This is a genomic window from Flavobacterium sp., assembly GCF_035299245.1.
Taxonomy (GTDB): Bacteria; Bacteroidota; Bacteroidia; order Flavobacteriales; family Flavobacteriaceae; genus Flavobacterium.
The window spans coordinates 294,326-311,325 of sequence record NZ_DATGWY010000022.1 but is presented as its reverse complement, the minus strand read 5'-3'; the positions used below and the strand labels follow the sequence as shown (position 1 = coordinate 311,325).

Genomic DNA, 17,000 nt, shown 5'->3' with positions numbered 1-17,000 from the left:
ACTAAAATTGTTGTCCAATTATGAAATGTGTTTCCCAACCATTTTTTTGAGTCAATCCTGGCACGGCATCGAAACCATGTCCAAAGTCAATTCCTAATAGTCCAAATGCTGGCATGAACACACGCAAACCGAATCCGGCTGAACGTTGTAATCTAAACGGATTATATTCTTTAAAATTGTTATACGATGAACCTGCTTCTGCAAAAGCTAGAGCATAAATGGTTGCTGCGCCTTTCAAAGTTAAAGGATAACGTAGTTCTAACGAAAATTTATTGTAAATAGTACTTCCGTCTTGGTCGGATAATGATTGATTTGGATAACCTCTTAACTGAATTACTTCTCTACCATCTAAGGAATAGTTAGCTAAGCCGTCACCACCTAAGAAGAAACGCTCAAAAGGAACATTACCTCTGTCACTGTTGTAGGCACCTAAGAAACCAAATTCACCCAACGATCGAAGTACCATTTTATCCCAAATTTTAGTGTACCAATCGGCTTTGAATTTTACTTTATAATATTCCAACCAGTTGAATCTTTTCTGGTCAACTTTAGCTCTGTCTGCTGAGGCAAGTGTGTAATCATTACCCACAGTTTGATATATTCCTGAATTTTCAGCTGTTTCTACTAAATAATCGCCTTCGTTAGGTCTTTGACCATCTGGTGTTTCTATAAAAGATGTTCCCTCGGAAGCAAAATACTGTTTTTTATATTCTTTTAAATTCCCTAAATTCCCATAATCGATTTTATTAAACAAAGAATAAGGAATAGTAAATTTAGCTGAAATTGTGAATTCTGACCCGTACATTGGGTATATTGGATTGGTTCCCTTATTGTTTCTTGAAAGAGCAGTGGTGAATGCTAAGTTTCTTGATGAACCATCACCAAATCTAAATAATCCTGTGTTGTAATTGTTCAAATCGTAGTATTGGAAACTAACTGCATTGGACAATGTGAAGAAATCATCTGGAACTGTAAGTCTTTTTGCAACTCCTACAGACAAGGATGTGATATTGAAACTCTTATCTCTGTTTACATCTCTTGTTCCGGTATATAAGAATTGTTTACTGTGTGATAATGAAGTTGAGAAATTAATTGGTTTTTTCCCGCCTAACCATGGTTCAGAAAATGACAAACTGTAGGTTTGAAAATAAGTACTTGCTTGAGCTCTTAATGAAACTCTCTGTCCATCTCCCATTGGAAGAGGTTTGTAAGCCTCTTTGTTGAACATATTTCTGGCTGAGAAGTTGTTGAATGACAATCCTAGTGTACCAATGAATCCGCCACCGCCATAACCACCTTGAAGCTCAATCTGACTTGAACCTTTTTCTACTAAATTATATTCGATATCAACAGTTCCGGCCGTTGGGTCAACATTTTTAAATTTAGGATCGATAGCTTCAGGATCGAAAAAGCCTAATTGTCCGATTTCACGAACGGTTCTAACCAATTCTTCCTTACTGTATTTTTCTCCTGGTTTTGTGCGAAGCTCACGATAAATTACACGATCGTGTGTTTTGTCGTTTCCAACTACAGAAATTTTATTGAAATAGGCAATCGGACCTTCAGTAACTCTGATTTCAAAATCGATAGAATCGTTTGCAGTTTTGACTTCAACAGGATTGATGCTTGAGAATAAATAACCGTTATTTTGATACAAATTGGTTAAGTCTTCGCCATCGGGTTTTGATTTGTCAGCAATTCTTTTTTCTAATAAAACTCCGTTATAAACTTCTCCTTTATTAATTCCTAATACTCTTCCTAATAATTGATCTGAATAGACGGAATTTCCTAAGAATTTGATGTTTCCAAAGTAGTATTTTCTACCTTCTTCAACTTTGATGTTTACGGCTAATTTATTTTTAGAAACAAAAACAGTATCTGAAATAACCCGAGCGTCTCTATATCCTTTTTCTTTGTATTTATTTACCACAGCGACTAAATCTTCTTTATACTTGTCTTTGATGTATTTAGAGGATTTAAAAATACGAATCGGATTTTGCTGTTTTGTGTTTTTCATGGCTTTTCTGAGTTTAGCATCTGTAAACTTTTCGTTGCCAATAAAATCAATTTTTCTAATTTTAACCTTGTTGCCTTTATCAATGAATATTTTCATGTCCACTAAGTTCGAACTGCTAGTGTCAGCAATGGTATTTATAGTTACTTTGGTTTGATAATAACCGTCTTTTTTGTATTTATTTTCGATGTAATTTTTGGATTTAGTAATGAGGTTTTCATTCACTATTTTCCCTTTATTAAGCTCAGTACTCTTAATAATTTCTTCTGCTTTACTTTTTTTGATTCCGGTAATTTTAACCTCATTTAGTTTTGGAAGTTCAATTATGTTAAGACCAAGATAAATGCTATCTCCTTTGATTTCGTTGATGTAAAAATCGATGTCACTAAACAAACCAAGCGCACCTAATTTTTTAATAGCGTTGCTAATTTCTTCTCCTGGAACTGTGATGTTTTGCCCTTTTTCAAGTCCGGTAAAAGTTACAACAGTTTGTTCGTTAAAAGTAATTTTACCTGTAACCGTTACGTCTCCTAGAATGTATTTTTTTCCTTGATCAAATGGTATTCTGTCTTGGGCTTGTAAAGTATAAATGTTCCCTATAAAAATTAGATATAGTAAAGCTTTAAAAGTTGATTTTTGCACTAATGTATTATTTAATTTGTTCACTTGTTTTTCCAAATCTGCGTTCTCTTTTCTGATAGCTAATAATGGCTTCATATAAATCATTTTCTTTAAAATCGGGCCAAAGAACATCAACAAAATATAGCTCTGCATAAGCGATTTGCCAAAGTAAAAAATTACTTATTCTGTGTTCTCCGCTGGTTCTAATAAGCAAATCTACATCGGGTAGATTGTGCGTGTAAAGATGCTGATTAATAATTGATTCATCAATACTATCTATTGAAATTATATTATTTTTAACTTTATCACTAATATTTTTAACAACATTTAATAATTCCTCTCTTGAACCATAACTTAAAGCTAAAGTAAGGGTCATTTGGGTGTTATTTTTTGTTAAATTAACAACCTCTGTCAACTCTTTGTGGATCGCTTTAGGCAATTTATCTAGATTCCCAATCGAATTGAGTTTAATGTTGTTTTCTTGAAGTGTTTTTAATTCGGTTTTTAATGAATTCACCAATAACTTCATTAAAGTATCAACCTCTAATTTTGGGCGGTTCCAGTTTTCTGTTGAAAAAGCGTAAAGAGTGAGGTTTTTAATTCCTAATTTGGCACATGTTTCTACTGTAGTTCGAACTGATTTTGTGCCGTTTTCATGACCAAAAGCTCTCATGAATCCTTTTTGCTTAGCCCAACGACCATTCCCATCCATAATGATGGCAATGTGTTTGGGTAAGTTGTTTTTGTCAATAGAGTCTTTTAAATCCATTTTTAATCAAAGCAATAACAAGGCTTTTCGCCAAAAGTATAGGTTAATGTAAATCCAGTAAAAACATACCAATCTTTACTGAGTAAATTTCCAAATCGTTGGTTTTCTAAATTTTCATTTGTTGGATTACTGCCGTCAATATCATCTGCAAATGAATAGCGTGCACCAATTTCTGCACCTAAAATTAAATTAGGAGTAATATTTGATTTTATCCCTACTACCATAGGTATCGCTATTGTTCCGTGTTGCGAGTCAGATTTTGGGTTTTTACCTACAAAAAATAATCCATCATAAACAGCATATGTCAAACCAGTATAGATGTAAGGAGTCATTTTTTGTTCTAAACTATGTAAATTAAAATCAAAAAAATTAAATTCTAAACCCGCCGAAAATTCAGTTACTGTATTTTCAAAAGACAAACCTCTTTTATATCTTCCAGGAACTTCAGAATCTAAATCATTAGCTGAAATTTGTCCATGAAATAGTGAAAACCTATAGGCATGTCTTGGGCTTTTGTTCCATTTGTAAATTAGACCAAAAGCCAAATCACTTGGGTTAACATAATCTGTTTTTCCAATGTCTCCAATATAGTTGGTTCCGCCTAAAAAAACTCCAATCTCATTAATTTGGGCATTAACCTGCGTAACTCCTATAAATATTACAAATAAAAAAAATCTTTTCATCAAATGGAAAATAGCGTGCAAATATAACAATATTAGATACTAATAAAACATGATATTAGTATTTATAACGATTATTTTGAACAGTTAAAAGTAATCAGAATATTTTAAATCTGATTTGAAACGAAAAAAGCAGTAGTTGTAGTATAAATAGAAAGACTTAATTTCGTTTGTCTTCACCCCAAAGCAGTTTATTTCGTAGGGTTTTTAAAAAGGTTTCGTGAGGTATTTCTACCATATTTATTTTAAAATCAGCTTTTTTGATGATTAAAACAGCATTATTGCTGACTGAGATTATTCGGGAATCCAAAGAAACCAGATACTGTTCCTCTCTTCCAGAAACTTTTAGTTTGATTTCGGTGTTATCCGGAATGACCAAAGGACGAGCATTTAAGTTGTGTGGTGCAATGGGAGTAATAACCAAACTTTCGACTTCCGGAGTTAGAACTGGTCCACCACAACTCAACGAATAACCCGTTGAACCCGTTGGAGTTGAAACAATTAATCCGTCTGCCCAATACGAATTCAAATATTCGTCGTTCAAAGAAGTTTCAATCGTTATCATTGAAGTAGTGTCTTTACGGCTTACCGTTACTTCATTCATGGCAAAATTCAAATGATTAAAATCGGTAATTTTGGGGCTAAATTCTAAGTTGAGTAAGGTTCGTTCCGAAATCGTGTACTCTTTGTTGAGTACAATTTGAAGAAACGATTCGATGTTTTCTTTTTGAACTTTTGCCAAAAACCCCAAACGACCCGCGTTGATTCCGATTATTGGAATTCCTGAATTTCGAACGTAAGTTGCCGCTCTTAAAATGGTTCCGTCACCACCAATGCTAACCAAAATATCAAAACTTTGATCCAAGTCAGAATAGCTATTGAACGTTTTGTATTTTTTTTCTAAAAGTTGTTGTTCGTATAAAATGGCCAAAAACTTTTCTTCAATAACCAATTCAACATTGTTCTTATTAAAAAACACAAAAATATCTTTAATAATTGGTCGAGTATCGTTTTGATAGTATTGTCCGAAAATGGCGACTTTCATAATATACGTTTTAGATATTCAAATATTTATCTAAGTATTCTGAACGCTCTTTGAGATTGTTTAAGTAATTGTCTTCGTGGTGTTCAGAAACAATTTCGTAATTATACCGTCTGAAAGTTTGAATGATGTCATTCATTGCGCCTAAAGTTATCTTTATCGTGATTTGAATGTTCTCAGAGTTGGCTTCAGATACAAACATTCCCAATAATTTTCCATTATTGCTTTCAACAATTTGTGCTATTTGGCTCATTGAATAATCAATGATGTTTTTTTGTACCACTATGATTCCGCCGGGTTCTTTTAAGAAAGGTGTTTCGTGAAAAAACTTAACAATATCCTCGAGTTCATAATAACCGCTATAGGTGTTTTCTTCATTCAAAACGGGAACGATATTGGTGTGATTTTTTGCAAAAACTTCTAAAACATCCAACCAAATCATGTTTTCTCTAGCAAAAAATGCTTCTAATGTATAACGATAATCATTGATTGTTTTGTCTGAATCAAATGTGTCAATATCATCTGCAGAAATGTTGCCTATAAAAACACCATCACTTACAATAGGGAAATGTGAAAATGAAACATCAGCAAAAAAATCTTGAACTTCTGATATTTTTTCATAGCTATTGATAGCTTTGTAGTCGTTGGTGATGTATTCTGTAATTTCCGTCATAATTTAAATGGCAATTTTGTTGCAAAATAATCAAATTTTAGAACATAAAACCTTATTTTAACTTTGTATTTTTGCATTCATAAAATCAAAAGTAATAGTAGCTCCACAAAATCATGACAAAATTAAGCGTAAACATCAATAAAATTGCCACTTTAAGAAATGCAAGAGGAGGAAATGTGCCTGATTTACTTAAAGTGGCAACCGATATTCAAAAATTTGGAGCACACGGAATAACCATTCATCCGCGACCCGATGAACGTCATATTCGTTACCAAGACGCACGCGATTTAAAATCGATTGTTTACACTGAATTTAATATTGAAGGTAATCCACAACACAATTTTATTGATTTAGTACTGGAGTGTAAACCTACCCAAGTTACTTTAGTTCCAGATGCTATTGGTGCAATTACCTCAAGCGCTGGCTGGGATACTGTGAAAAACCAATCGTATTTGACAGAAGTGATTGCCGAGTTTAAACGCAACGGAATCAGAACATCTATTTTTGTTGACCCTGTGTTAGATGTGGTTGAAGGCGCAAAAGCTACAGGAACCGACCGAATTGAGTTGTATACAGAAGAATTTGCTCATCAATTCAGTCTTGGAAATGAAAAAGCGATTGAACCCTATTCAAAAGCGGCAGTTTTAGCTAATGAGTTGCATTTAGGAATTAATGCTGGTCACGATTTGAGTTTGGACAACATTAAATTTTTCAAAGACAATATTCCTAATTTATTGGAGGTTTCAATTGGTCATGCTTTAATTTCAGAAGCCCTGTACCTTGGTTTAGACAATGTGGTTAATATGTATTTACAAAAACTAAAATAGTATGTTGTATTCGCGAATTGAAGGTGCTGGAAAACCGCTCTTAATCATCCACGGATTTTTAGGAATGTCTGATAATTGGAAGTCGCTCGGCTCTCAATATGCATCAGAAGGTTTTGAAGTGCATATTTTAGACTTGAGAAATCACGGAAAAAGTTTTCATTCGGATGTGTTCAATTATGAGGTAATGGCAGAAGATGTCTTACAATACTGTAATGAACATAATCTTGAGAAAGTCTCTATTATTGGGCATTCAATGGGAGGAAAAGTTGCGATGCTTTTTGCAACAACTTACTCAGAACGAGTTGATAAATTAGTAGTTGCAGATATTGGCCCAAAATATTATCCACCACATCATCAAGATATTTTTGCTGGTTTGAATGCTGTTGATTTTTCTAAAAAACCCGATAGAAATGGAGTAGAGGAAACGCTTTATCCTTATGTTCCTGATTTTGGGACGCGTCAATTTATTATGAAAAATGTGTATTGGGTTGAGCCAGGTCAGTTGGGTTTCCGATTCAACCTAAAAGTCTTTAATGATAACATTGATGAAATCGGAACTGCATTACCTCAAAATGCCCTGTTTACAAATCCGACATTGTTTATTCGCGGGGGAAACTCAAGATACATTTTAGATAATGATTTACCACAGATAGAAAATCATTTTCCGAACAATAGTTTAGTAACTGTTCCTAATGTTGGACATTGGCTTCATGCTGAAAATCCAAAAGCTTTCTTTGAAGAAACCGTACACTTTTTAAAATAAAAAATCCCCGCAATTGCGGGGATTTTTCTATTAAACTAAGTAATATTAGTTTTTGATGAATTTTTTAACTGCTTTTCCAGCCTCAGTGTTGATATCCATAAAATAAATACCAGCATTTAAGTCGCTTACATTAATTTGTAAGTTAGAAGTGCTGTTTGCGTCAATAGTTCTGATTGTTCTTCCGTTGATATCAGTAATTGATACGCTAGAAACCACATTGTTTCCTGTGTTAGTTAAAGTAACAATGTCTTTGGCTGGGTTTGGAGATACACCAAAATTAGTTGATAATACTTCATTTACACCAAAAGTACCGTTTACAACAACATCATCAATAGAAAGTGTATCAGCATCATTTGCAATGTATTGGAATCTTACTTGAACTGTTGCTGAACCCACATAAGCACCTAAGTCTAAACTAATTGCTAATGTTTCGTAATCAGCGTAAGTACCATAATCTTCTTCAACCCATAAGTTGGTCCAATCAGTACCATTAGTACTTACTTGTGCATATAAATCACCATTTGCAAATGGAGCAACCATGTACTCATAACCTAATTTAGCATTGAATGTTAAAGTAGCATCAGAGTAATTAACTAAACTGAAAACAGGACTAGTTAAATGTGCATTTTGATCCTGAGCAATCCAAGCGATAATAGCAGATCTCAAACCTGTAATATTAAAAACATCTTGCGTTGCTTGAGTGTAGTTTGTAGTAAGTGTCCATGGTCTTGTTGGAACATTGGTTTCAGTTGTCCAACCTGTTGGTGGGAAGATATCCTCTTCAAAATCTTGAGTAAGTGCTTGAGCATTACCAAAAAAAGAACCCAATAATGTAATAGAAAGTAATAGTTTTTTCATATTATGTTTTTTATAGTTTATAATTCGCGAATTTATAGAAAAATTGGGTAATCACCATTTTTTTTTTTAATTTTATGAAAAATTTTAACAATGAATGTTCTACTAAGAATTCTGATTACTTCCGTATTGGTTATGTTGATCTCACATTTAATGAAAGAAAGTGTGATTGTTGATAAGTTCTCAACCGCTTTAATTGTCGCTATAGTTCTCGGTTTGTTGAACTTTTTTGTTAAACCTATTTTGGTGCTCTTTACATTGCCAATTACAATTCTAACACTAGGCTTATTCTATTTGATAATCAATGCAATAATTGTCTTGTTGTGCGATAAATTGGTTGATGGTTTTAATGTTACTTCCATTTGGTCAGCACTACTTTTTAGTATTATTTTATCTATCTCACAATCATTAGTTTATAAAGTTACCGAAACAAAGAAGTAAAACTTTAAAAATCAATAAAATAAAAACTTGGTTGGGTTGCAGAAATAATTTAATTTTGCAACCCAATTTTAGTATATAAAAATTTATAACACGTATATGAATATTACAAGAAACAATGTAGATGCTTTAAATGCAGTAGTAACTGTTGAGGTTTCTAAAAATGACTACGCTTCTAAAGTAGAAAAAGTACTGGCCGATTACCGCAAAAATGCCTCTATTCCAGGATTTAGAAAAGGTGCCGTTCCGATGAGTTTAATCCAAAAACAATACGGAAAAGCAGTACTTTTAGAAGAAGTAAACAAATTATTGCAAGAAAATTTAAACAACTATTTAGTTGAAGAAAAACTAGATATTCTTGGTAATCCGCTTCCAAAAATCACGGAAGATTTTAATTGGGATTCTGAAGACTATAAATTTGAATTCGAATTGGGATTAGCTCCTGAATTCAACGTTGATTTAACTGCAAAAAACAACTTGACTCAATACAAAATCATCGCTGACGATACGATGTTAAATGCTCAAGTAGCGCGCATCCAAAAACAATACGGTAAAATCGTTTCTCAAACTGAAGTGGCGGAAGGGAATGATGTTTCAGGTGTTTTTACCAACGAAGAAAGAGGAATCAACAACCGCACAACGCTTGATTTAGAATTGTTTGCCGACAAAAAAACAGCTAAAGCGTTCATCGGTAAAAAAGTAGGCGATACAGTAGTGTTAAAAACCAAAGGTCTTTTCAACGACGATCACAAACTAATGGATGTTTTAGCCATTGGTCATGACGATGTTCACGGACTTGATATCGAGGTGAATTTCACCATCGACGAAGTAATCGCAAGCGAACCAGCCGAATTGAACCAAGAATTATTCGATAAATTATTCGGTCCAGATGTAGTGCATTCTCTAGACGAATTAAAAGCAAAAATTAAAGAAGACGCCGAAAATCAATTCGTACAACAATCCAACCAAAAATTCCTTAACGACGTTACCGAGTTTTTAATTGAAACTACCAAATTCGATTTACCAGCTGAATTCCTAAAAAAATGGATTCAAACTGCCGGCGAAAACCCACTTTCTCCAGAACAAGCTGAAGAAGAATACGCACGCTCTGAAAATGGTCTTCGTTACCAATTAATTGAAGGAAAAGTAATCACCGAAAACGGCTTACAAATCACATTCGAAGAGTTAAAAGACTACACGTCGGGCTTAATCAAAAAACAAATGGCGCAGTTTGGTCAAATGAATCCAACTGACGAAGATGTTCAAGGAATTGTAGCGCGTGTAATGTCAAATCAAGACGAAGTAAAACGCCTTTCAGAACAAGTAATGAACGAAAAAATGCTCAACTTGTTCAAAGACAAAGTGAAAGCCAAAACCAAAGAAGTAAATTACGATGAATTCATCAAAGTAATGTACGGTGAAGCATAATTAAAAAAATCACTATATTTGAGCGTCAAAGTCAAACGATTTTGACGCTTTTTTATTGGAAGCCAATCCAGCTATTCGTTGCAAGTTTTGTTGTTTCAAACCCTTTTTGTACGGCACAAAAAGAGCTTCCTTTGGTCGCTTTTTTGCACCCACAAAAATGGGTCTTCAACTGCCAAAAGCTTTCCACTTCTATCTGGGCTAATACGCTCAGCGTAAGCAGCACCAAAGCGTCAATCAAGACAATTTGTCACAAAAAATAAAAGGTACGACCTTTGCAATACACAATAAAAATAATATATAAACCTTATAAACATTTCAAATGGATTACGGAAAAGAATTTAAAAAATTCGCTACCAAAAAACACGGAGTGAATAGCTTGTACTACGACAAAATTGTAGGTAGTATGACACCTTATATAATTGAAGAACGCCAACTCAACATCTCACAACTCGACGTGTTCTCTCGTTTAATGATGGACAGAATCATCTTCATGGGAACCGGAGTAGACGATTATATGGCCAACATCATTCAAGCGCAATTACTGTTCCTAGAATCAGTTGACGCGTCAAAAGACATTCAAATTTACATCAACTCTCCAGGTGGAAGCGTATACGCAGGTCTCGGAATTTACGATACTATGCAGTTCATCAAGCCTGATGTAGCTACAATTTGTACCGGAATGGCAGCTTCAATGGGCGCCGTGTTATTGTGCGCTGGTGCAGCTGGAAAACGTTCGGCATTACCGCATTCAAGAGTAATGATTCACCAACCATCAGGCGGCGCACAAGGTGTGGCAACCGATATGGAAATCAACCTAAGAGAAATGTTGAAGCTGAAAGACGAATTGTACCAAATCATTTCACATCACTCAGGGCAACCTTTCGAAAAAGTACACAAAGATTCGGAGCGCGATTATTGGATGATTGCCGATGAAGCCAAAGAATACGGAATGATTGATGAAGTGTTAAGAAGAGAAAAATAATTCAAAGTTTCAAAGTTGTAGAGTTTCAAAGTTCCAAAGTAAAATGACTTTGCAACTTTTTGACTTTCAACTTTCCCAAAAAAAATAAAGTTTTCAGGCTGCAGAGTTTCAAGGTTTCATAATAAACAAACTTTGTAACTTTGCCACTCTGTAACTTTGCAACCCAAAAAAATGGCAAAAGAAGTATTAGAATGTTCCTTCTGTGGAAGAAAAAAACCAGAAACCAATTTGTTAATTGCCGGAATCAACGCGCACATTTGTGATCGTTGCATCGAGCAAGCACACGGAATTGTTCTGGAAGAACTCAAAACCAACAGCAACGCCAAAGCGCCAACCGATTTGATTTTACTCAAGCCAAAAGAAATCAGAGCGTTTTTGGACGAATATGTTATTGGTCAAGATCAAACCAAAAAAGTAATGTCGGTGGCCGTATACAATCACTACAAACGATTGATGCAACCTACATTGGCAGAAGAAGTAGAAATCGAAAAGTCGAACATCATTATGGTAGGGCAAACCGGAACGGGAAAAACCTTGGTCGCCAAAACCATTGCTCGTATGTTAGACGTTCCATTAGCTATTGTTGATGCAACGGTTTTGACAGAAGCAGGTTATGTAGGTGAAGACGTTGAAAGTATTTTGACTCGTTTACTTCAAGCTGCTGATTACGATGTGACCAAAGCTGAACGCGGCATCGTATTCATTGACGAAATTGATAAAATTGCGCGTAAAAGCGATAATCCTTCAATAACTCGTGATGTTTCGGGTGAAGGCGTTCAACAGGCATTACTAAAATTGTTGGAAGGAACGGTGGTTAATGTTCCGCCAAAAGGAGGAAGAAAACATCCGGATCAAAAATTCGTAGAAGTCAATACTCAAAATATTTTATTCATTGCGGGCGGAGCTTTCGACGGAATTGATCGCATCATTTCCAAACGATTGAATCGTCAAGCGGTAGGTTACAGCACTTCGAGAAATACAGATAATATTGACAAAGACAATTTATTGCAGTACATCATTCCAAAAGACATCAAAGATTTTGGATTGATTCCCGAAATAATTGGTCGTTTGCCCGTATTAACCCACATGGATCCATTGGATAAAGAAACTTTGCGTTCTATTTTGACTGAGCCAAAAAATGCACTCATCAAACAATACGAAAAGTTATTTGCCATGGACGATGTCAAATTCACCATTGACAATGAAGCCTTAGATTATATTGTTGAAAAAGCCTTAGAATACAAATTAGGTGCGCGCGGTTTACGTTCATTATGCGAAGCGATTCTCACTGATGCGATGTACGATTTGCCAAGTTCGAATGAAAAAGAATTGCACATCGACAAAGCCTACACCGAAGACACACTCAATAAAAACTTATTGAAACGATTGGAAATCGCTTCATAAGTAAAAAATAAAACCCGACTTCAAAAAAGAGTCGGGTTTTTTTATTGTATCAATTTTAAATTTACTTTTTGAGTATTAGTTTTTAGCTTCTGTTTCTAAGACTAATTTGGCAATATCTTGAGTTAATTGTGTGGGCGAAATGCAATCGCAATTAGTGAATCCTAAAACATAAACATCCAAACTAGGCACATAAACTCCCATGGTTTTATAACCAAAAATACTTCCACCGTGTTCTCTTGTAGCTATTCCGTTGATGTCTCTAATGTGCCAGCCATAACCATATTTAAACTCTTCTCCATTGTTTAGTTTGTATTTGCTAAATGCTTTTTTGGCCGTTTCGGCACTAATTAATTGGTTCGTGTTGAGAGCATTTTGCCATTTCAGCATGTCATTTAAGGTTGACATCAACGCTCCGGAAGAAAATGGAACACTGTAGTTAATTACGGTTTTGTTTACATATCCGCTTTCTTTTTTCTGATACCCGTAAGCTCTTTTACTGATAATTTGCCTATCAGTTGCAAAACACGATTGGTTCATTCCAATTTTTTGAAATATATTTTTTTCAATAAAATCTTCATAGGTTTCACCCGAAACTAACTCAATAATATGACCCAAAAGAATATAGCCCGAATTATTATAATCGAATTTTTCGCCTGGAGCAAAATCAACGGGTTCGTTTTTAAAAAAGTCGACCATCATTTTAGGACTCATCTCTTTCTGTGCAATATCTCGTAACGATTTCATTTTAGTGAAATCTTTAATTCCAGAAGTATGAGTCAGCAAATGATGCAGCGTTATTTTATCTCCAGAAGGATAATCAAGTATGTATTTCGAAACCAAATCGTGAGTCTTCAATTTGCCTTGCTCTTCTAACATTAAAATTGCAATAGCGGTAAACTGTTTGGTCATCGAACCCAATTGAAAAACAAATTCACTTCCCAAATCTACATTCAACTCGATGTTGGCTTTTCCAAAAGATTTCTGATATAAAATTTCGCCTTTTTTTGCGATTAAGAATGCTGCTCCAGGACCATTTGGGTCTTTTATTTCATTACGAATTAATGGGTCGATTTTTGAATCAAGATTTTGTGCCGAAAGAGTATTCAAAAAACAACAAACAGCCAAAATAAACCCAAGAATGAAATTGTTTTTGTTGCAAAGTTTCATCTTTATTGTTTTAGTTTAAATGGATAGTGTTATTTTACTAAACCGCCGCCGCCTTGTTTTTTCTCTACTTGAATGTCGGTATTTTCTTTTTCTAATTTTAAATTACCAAAATTATACGTCAATGATAGTCTAAACGTACGACTGTCTTGCTTTTGTCTGAAATTGGTTTCCAAATTTTGACCAGCAATCAGAGCGTTTACCTCGTTTGAGTTGAACACATCGAAACAATGCAATCCTATTTTTAGCTTTTTGTCCATGAAATCTCTATTAAATGAAATGTCAAATTGCTGAATGGGTTTGGTGATTTTATAAATTTCCCAATTTCCTGAAGGTAAAATGAAATAGGTCATCGAGTTTTTAATTCCCCAAGGCAAAATAATTTGCGCTTGAGCAGCATAATTCCAAATGGCTTTGTTGGAATAAGGAAATGTATAACCTTTAATGTCCGACTTGATATAGTTGATGTTCAAAAACACATAATTCATGGTTTCTAAATCGGCCATTCGTTTATTGAATTCCTCTTTTCCTTTTAAGAAATAATCCAACGGAATCGGGAAACTCGCATACGCACTAAACGTATTAAATTGATCAAATTGTTGCGATGTTTGATTACTAATGGGCTCAGTAGCATTTGCATCAGCACTAAAAACAAATAAATTGTTGTCTTTAGAGCGTGTGTAATTTGCACCAATATTTACAAATTGCATTGCTGTAATTTTGAATTCGTAATTGTCAAAAAACGTTGGATTCAAAAAAACGTTTCCTTGCGATGTGTTGTACTGGTCAAATACAGATCCATTATTAGGATCCATTCGGTTGTAATCGGGTTGGCTGATTTTTTTGGAGTAAGAAGCTGTAATGTTGACATTATCATTGATCTCATACATCGCACTTACATTTGGGAAAAGATTGGTGTTTCTGAACTTTATTTTTTCTGCAATAGTACTCGAAACACGTTCTACATTAAAATCTTCAAATCGTAAACCGGCTGTAATATTAAACTTTTTTATTTTCTTTCTCGCTTCAGCATAAAAAGCCAAATTGGTCTCCGAATAATCAAAATTAATCGAGTTGACAACAGGTGTATTTACATAATAATTACCCAAGTTCTCTACATTCAACACATTAAATTTTCCACCAGTACTGATTGAGAATTTCGATTTTTCAAACGGAAAATTAAAATCGTATTTCAAATAATGGTTCTGTAAATTAAAATCGTTGTTTCCGTAATTATAAAAATTCTCATTGGATACAAAATCCTTCGCATTCGAATCAGTAATGGGTTTTCTTTCAAATAAATTACTGTAAGCCACAACATCAAAAGTTCTACCTAAAGTGTCTAATTTGGTTTTGAATTGCAAACTCAATTCGTGATTGTTGTTCTTGTTTTTGGAAATACCTTCATTCAAATAATTGATGTTTTCACTCAAGGTTTTCGCATCAAAAGTGTTTCGGTCGTTCCCGTAATTCAAGTTGTAATTGAACAACAGATTCGATTTTTGTGTCAATCGATAATTGGTTCCGAATCGAGCATAAAAGTTTCGGTTAGTCGATTGAGAGAAATTTTCTTGAAGCAGTTTTCTATCCGGATTGAAAGCAGTAAACGTTTGGTCTGTGGTAGTTCTGTTTTCCCCATCAATATAATTGTAACCAATCATGGTTTGCCAACTTAAGTCTTTCTCTTTGCCATTTAATAGAATCTGCGGACTTGGCTTTTGGTATTTATTAAAGTTGTAATTGATGTTGAAACTGGCGTTGATGCCTTTCATTCTCTTCGAACTTGTAATAATGTTGATGATAGAGCCACTGGCGTTGGCATCATAGGATGCGCCAGGATTGTAAATCAACTCTACCTTCTCAATGGCATTGGCAGGAAGCGAATTCAGATAGTTCTGCAAATCAGCACCAGTTAAACTACTTGGTGCATTGTCAATGTAAATGGCAACGCCTTTTCCGTTTAATGTGATGCTACCAGTGGGTGATGTGATTACTCCGGGTAATTTTTTCACGGCTTCTAGACTGCTTCCACTGTTGAGCATAGCGTTGTCTTTTACAGAAACTGTAGTTTTGTCAGAATCAACTTTGATGTATTTTTTCTTCTGATTAACAACTACTTCCTTTAAAAGAATGTCTTTCTTTTTAATGGAATCTGTGGTTTTTTGATCTTGTGGGTTTTCTTGGGCATGAATATAGCCCGAAGCTAGTAGTACTAGCGCGATTAGTTTTGATTTCATTTTGATTTGATTGATGATGATTACCCATAAGACTTTCATCCATCAAAAATGTTACAACTCTAACTGAATTTATTTTGATTTTTTGTAGTTGACGATAATAACTCCGCTAATAATTAACGAAGCTGCAACGATAATTCGATTGGTGATGATTTCGTCTAAAATCAACCAACCTAAAAATAGAGCAACCACCACATTAACATAAGAAAGTACAGACACTTTTGTAGAAGACATTTGTGAAATTAAATAACTGTAGGCAACATAGCCAATAACCGAACCAAAAAGTGCTAAATAAATCATTGCTGAAATGCTTTTGAACGTCCAATTTTCAGTAGTGAAATCTGGAGTAACAACAAATTGAATTGTAGTTAAAATAACTCCAGCAATGATCATCTGTAAACTTACATTCATCAACATGGAGAGTGAGTTGGCACTTCCCTTTTTAGTAATAATTGTTCCCACAGACCATGATAAAACGGCTGCAAGTAAAGCCAAAACGCCAATTCGGTATTCGGGATTTAGTAAATCAGTAAGGCTGTTTTGGTAAATTAAAAAAATGCCGAGCATTCCTAAAAGTATTCCGATAGTAGTTTTGAATGAAAGCTTTTCATTGCCCAAAGCCAAGTTCAGTAGCAACACAAAAAAAGGCGACAAGGTGGAAATGAGTGACGCCAATCCGCTGGAAATGTATTTTTCAGAATAGGTAGTCAATCCATTGGCCAACACAATCATCAAAACAGCCAAAATAAAAGCTCGTGCCAATTGATGCAGATTGATGGGTTCTAATTTCTTTTGGGAAAGTAAATAAATAAAAATAATCGAACCCGAAATCAAGTTCCGAATTCCAGCTAAAATAAACGGTGGAATAGTTTCAACTCCAATTCGAATAGCTAAGAATGTGGTTCCCCAAAAAAAGGCAACACAAAATAAAGCAACGTAGAGTTTTGTTTTCAAAAATTAGAGTTACGAATTTCTTTTGTTGGAGTGTGAGTTTTCTATTTTCGAATGATCCACGCAACGTTTTCCGTAGCATCGTGCTCTTTTAGGCGCACATGAAGCGACAAAAGAAGCGATTAAAAGAAGTACAATTAGTTTTTTCATAGCAT

The 17,000-nt window shown here is 34.5% G+C and carries 16 protein-coding genes; 6 read left to right on the top strand and 10 right to left on the bottom strand.

What is annotated here, in order from left to right:
• Position 1: 1 nt before the first annotated feature.
• The 5 genes from VK161_RS15025 to VK161_RS15005 all read right to left on the bottom strand — a co-directional run bounded on the left by VK161_RS15025 (position 2) and on the right by VK161_RS15005 (position 5,799).
• Complete coding sequence (locus tag VK161_RS15025; protein WP_324215611.1) at positions 2–2,731, bottom strand: BamA/OMP85 family outer membrane protein; 2,730 nt, start codon at positions 2,729–2,731, stop codon at positions 2–4.
• A complete protein-coding gene (locus tag VK161_RS15020) occupies positions 2,664–3,404 on the bottom strand; it encodes an isoprenyl transferase (RefSeq protein ID WP_324215610.1) in 741 nt (246 codons plus the stop codon). Before VK161_RS15020 ends, VK161_RS15025 begins: the two co-directional genes overlap by 68 nt.
• Before the next feature lie 2 nt (positions 3,405–3,406).
• On the bottom strand, positions 3,407–4,087 hold the full coding sequence (locus VK161_RS15015; RefSeq protein ID WP_324215609.1) for a DUF6089 family protein: 681 nt from the start codon (positions 4,085–4,087) through the stop codon (positions 3,407–3,409).
• 157 nt (positions 4,088–4,244) lie between these two features.
• Positions 4,245–5,129, bottom strand: a complete 885-nt coding sequence (locus VK161_RS15010) for an NAD kinase (protein ID WP_324215608.1) — start codon at positions 5,127–5,129, stop codon at positions 4,245–4,247.
• Between the two features lie 10 nt (positions 5,130–5,139).
• Entirely contained in the window at positions 5,140–5,799 is a 660-nt protein-coding gene (locus VK161_RS15005; protein ID WP_324215607.1) for a CBS domain-containing protein, read from the bottom strand.
• A 113-nt stretch (positions 5,800–5,912) separates the two neighbouring features.
• Here VK161_RS15005 and VK161_RS15000 point away from each other — a divergent pair, with 113 nt between their 5' ends.
• Together VK161_RS15000 and VK161_RS14995 are read left to right on the top strand one after the other, a co-directional pair.
• Positions 5,913–6,626, top strand: coding sequence for a pyridoxine 5'-phosphate synthase (locus VK161_RS15000; RefSeq protein WP_324215606.1), 714 nt, complete (start codon positions 5,913–5,915; stop codon positions 6,624–6,626).
• Between the two features lies 1 nt (position 6,627).
• Positions 6,628–7,389, top strand: a complete 762-nt coding sequence (locus tag VK161_RS14995) for an alpha/beta fold hydrolase (RefSeq protein ID WP_324215605.1) — start codon at positions 6,628–6,630, stop codon at positions 7,387–7,389.
• Positions 7,390–7,434: 45 nt separating this feature from the next.
• On the opposite strand, the gene VK161_RS14990 is transcribed toward VK161_RS14995, so the two are convergent.
• A complete protein-coding gene (locus tag VK161_RS14990; RefSeq protein WP_324215604.1) occupies positions 7,435–8,247 on the bottom strand; it encodes a T9SS type A sorting domain-containing protein in 813 nt (270 codons plus the stop codon).
• 90 nt (positions 8,248–8,337) lie between these two features.
• Between VK161_RS14990 and VK161_RS14985 the strand changes: the two genes are divergently transcribed.
• The 4 genes from VK161_RS14985 to clpX all read left to right on the top strand — a co-directional run bounded on the left by VK161_RS14985 (position 8,338) and on the right by clpX (position 12,496).
• Positions 8,338–8,685: a phage holin family protein gene (locus VK161_RS14985; RefSeq protein ID WP_324215603.1), complete on the top strand. Its 348-nt coding sequence runs from the start codon at positions 8,338–8,340 to the stop codon at positions 8,683–8,685.
• Positions 8,686–8,781: 96 nt separating this feature from the next.
• Positions 8,782–10,110 carry a trigger factor gene (tig, locus tag VK161_RS14980; RefSeq protein ID WP_324215602.1) on the top strand — a complete coding sequence of 443 codons (1,329 nt, stop codon included), beginning with the start codon at positions 8,782–8,784 and terminating at the stop codon, positions 10,108–10,110.
• Positions 10,111–10,429: 319 nt separating this feature from the next.
• A complete protein-coding gene (gene clpP / locus VK161_RS14975; protein ID WP_324215601.1) occupies positions 10,430–11,092 on the top strand; it encodes an ATP-dependent Clp endopeptidase proteolytic subunit ClpP in 663 nt (220 codons plus the stop codon).
• Between the two features lie 171 nt (positions 11,093–11,263).
• Positions 11,264–12,496 (top strand): ATP-dependent Clp protease ATP-binding subunit ClpX, encoded by a 1,233-nt coding sequence (clpX, locus tag VK161_RS14970; protein ID WP_324215600.1) that lies wholly within the window; start codon positions 11,264–11,266, stop codon positions 12,494–12,496.
• Between the two features lie 75 nt (positions 12,497–12,571).
• Here clpX and VK161_RS14965 read toward each other — a convergent pair whose 3' ends face one another.
• The 4 genes from VK161_RS14965 to VK161_RS14950 are packed head-to-tail and all read right to left on the bottom strand — an operon-like array spanning position 12,572 to position 16,995.
• Complete coding sequence (locus VK161_RS14965) at positions 12,572–13,663, bottom strand: serine hydrolase domain-containing protein (protein ID WP_324215599.1); 1,092 nt, start codon at positions 13,661–13,663, stop codon at positions 12,572–12,574.
• A gap of 29 nt (positions 13,664–13,692) precedes the next feature.
• Positions 13,693–15,936 carry a TonB-dependent receptor domain-containing protein gene (locus VK161_RS14960; RefSeq protein ID WP_324215598.1) on the bottom strand — a complete coding sequence of 748 codons (2,244 nt, stop codon included), beginning with the start codon at positions 15,934–15,936 and terminating at the stop codon, positions 13,693–13,695.
• A 30-nt stretch (positions 15,937–15,966) separates the two neighbouring features.
• Positions 15,967–16,848 (bottom strand): DMT family transporter, encoded by an 882-nt coding sequence (locus VK161_RS14955; protein ID WP_324215597.1) that lies wholly within the window; start codon positions 16,846–16,848, stop codon positions 15,967–15,969.
• A 9-nt stretch (positions 16,849–16,857) separates the two neighbouring features.
• Positions 16,858–16,995 (bottom strand): hypothetical protein, encoded by a 138-nt coding sequence (locus VK161_RS14950; protein WP_324215596.1) that lies wholly within the window; start codon positions 16,993–16,995, stop codon positions 16,858–16,860.
• Positions 16,996–17,000: the final 5 nt, after the last annotated feature.

Coding starts and splice junctions, on each gene's coding strand:
- VK161_RS15025 (WP_324215611.1), bottom strand. CDS start 2,731: ATGAAGCCATTATTAGCTATCAGAAAAGAGAACGCAGATTTGGAAAAA.
- VK161_RS15020 (WP_324215610.1), bottom strand. CDS start 3,404: ATGGATTTAAAAGACTCTATTGACAAAAACAACTTACCCAAACACATT.
- VK161_RS15015 (WP_324215609.1), bottom strand. CDS start 4,087: ATGAAAAGATTTTTTTTATTTGTAATATTTATAGGAGTTACGCAGGTT.
- VK161_RS15010 (WP_324215608.1), bottom strand. CDS start 5,129: ATGAAAGTCGCCATTTTCGGACAATACTATCAAAACGATACTCGACCA.
- VK161_RS15005 (WP_324215607.1), bottom strand. CDS start 5,799: ATGACGGAAATTACAGAATACATCACCAACGACTACAAAGCTATCAAT.
- VK161_RS15000 (WP_324215606.1), top strand. CDS start 5,913: ATGACAAAATTAAGCGTAAACATCAATAAAATTGCCACTTTAAGAAAT.
- VK161_RS14995 (WP_324215605.1), top strand. CDS start 6,628: ATGTTGTATTCGCGAATTGAAGGTGCTGGAAAACCGCTCTTAATCATC.
- VK161_RS14990 (WP_324215604.1), bottom strand. CDS start 8,247: ATGAAAAAACTATTACTTTCTATTACATTATTGGGTTCTTTTTTTGGT.
- VK161_RS14985 (WP_324215603.1), top strand. CDS start 8,338: ATGAATGTTCTACTAAGAATTCTGATTACTTCCGTATTGGTTATGTTG.
- tig (WP_324215602.1), top strand. CDS start 8,782: ATGAATATTACAAGAAACAATGTAGATGCTTTAAATGCAGTAGTAACT.
- clpP (WP_324215601.1), top strand. CDS start 10,430: ATGGATTACGGAAAAGAATTTAAAAAATTCGCTACCAAAAAACACGGA.
- clpX (WP_324215600.1), top strand. CDS start 11,264: ATGGCAAAAGAAGTATTAGAATGTTCCTTCTGTGGAAGAAAAAAACCA.
- VK161_RS14965 (WP_324215599.1), bottom strand. CDS start 13,663: ATGAAACTTTGCAACAAAAACAATTTCATTCTTGGGTTTATTTTGGCT.
- VK161_RS14960 (WP_324215598.1), bottom strand. CDS start 15,936: ATGAAAGTCTTATGGGTAATCATCATCAATCAAATCAAAATGAAATCA.
- VK161_RS14950 (WP_324215596.1), bottom strand. CDS start 16,995: ATGAAAAAACTAATTGTACTTCTTTTAATCGCTTCTTTTGTCGCTTCA.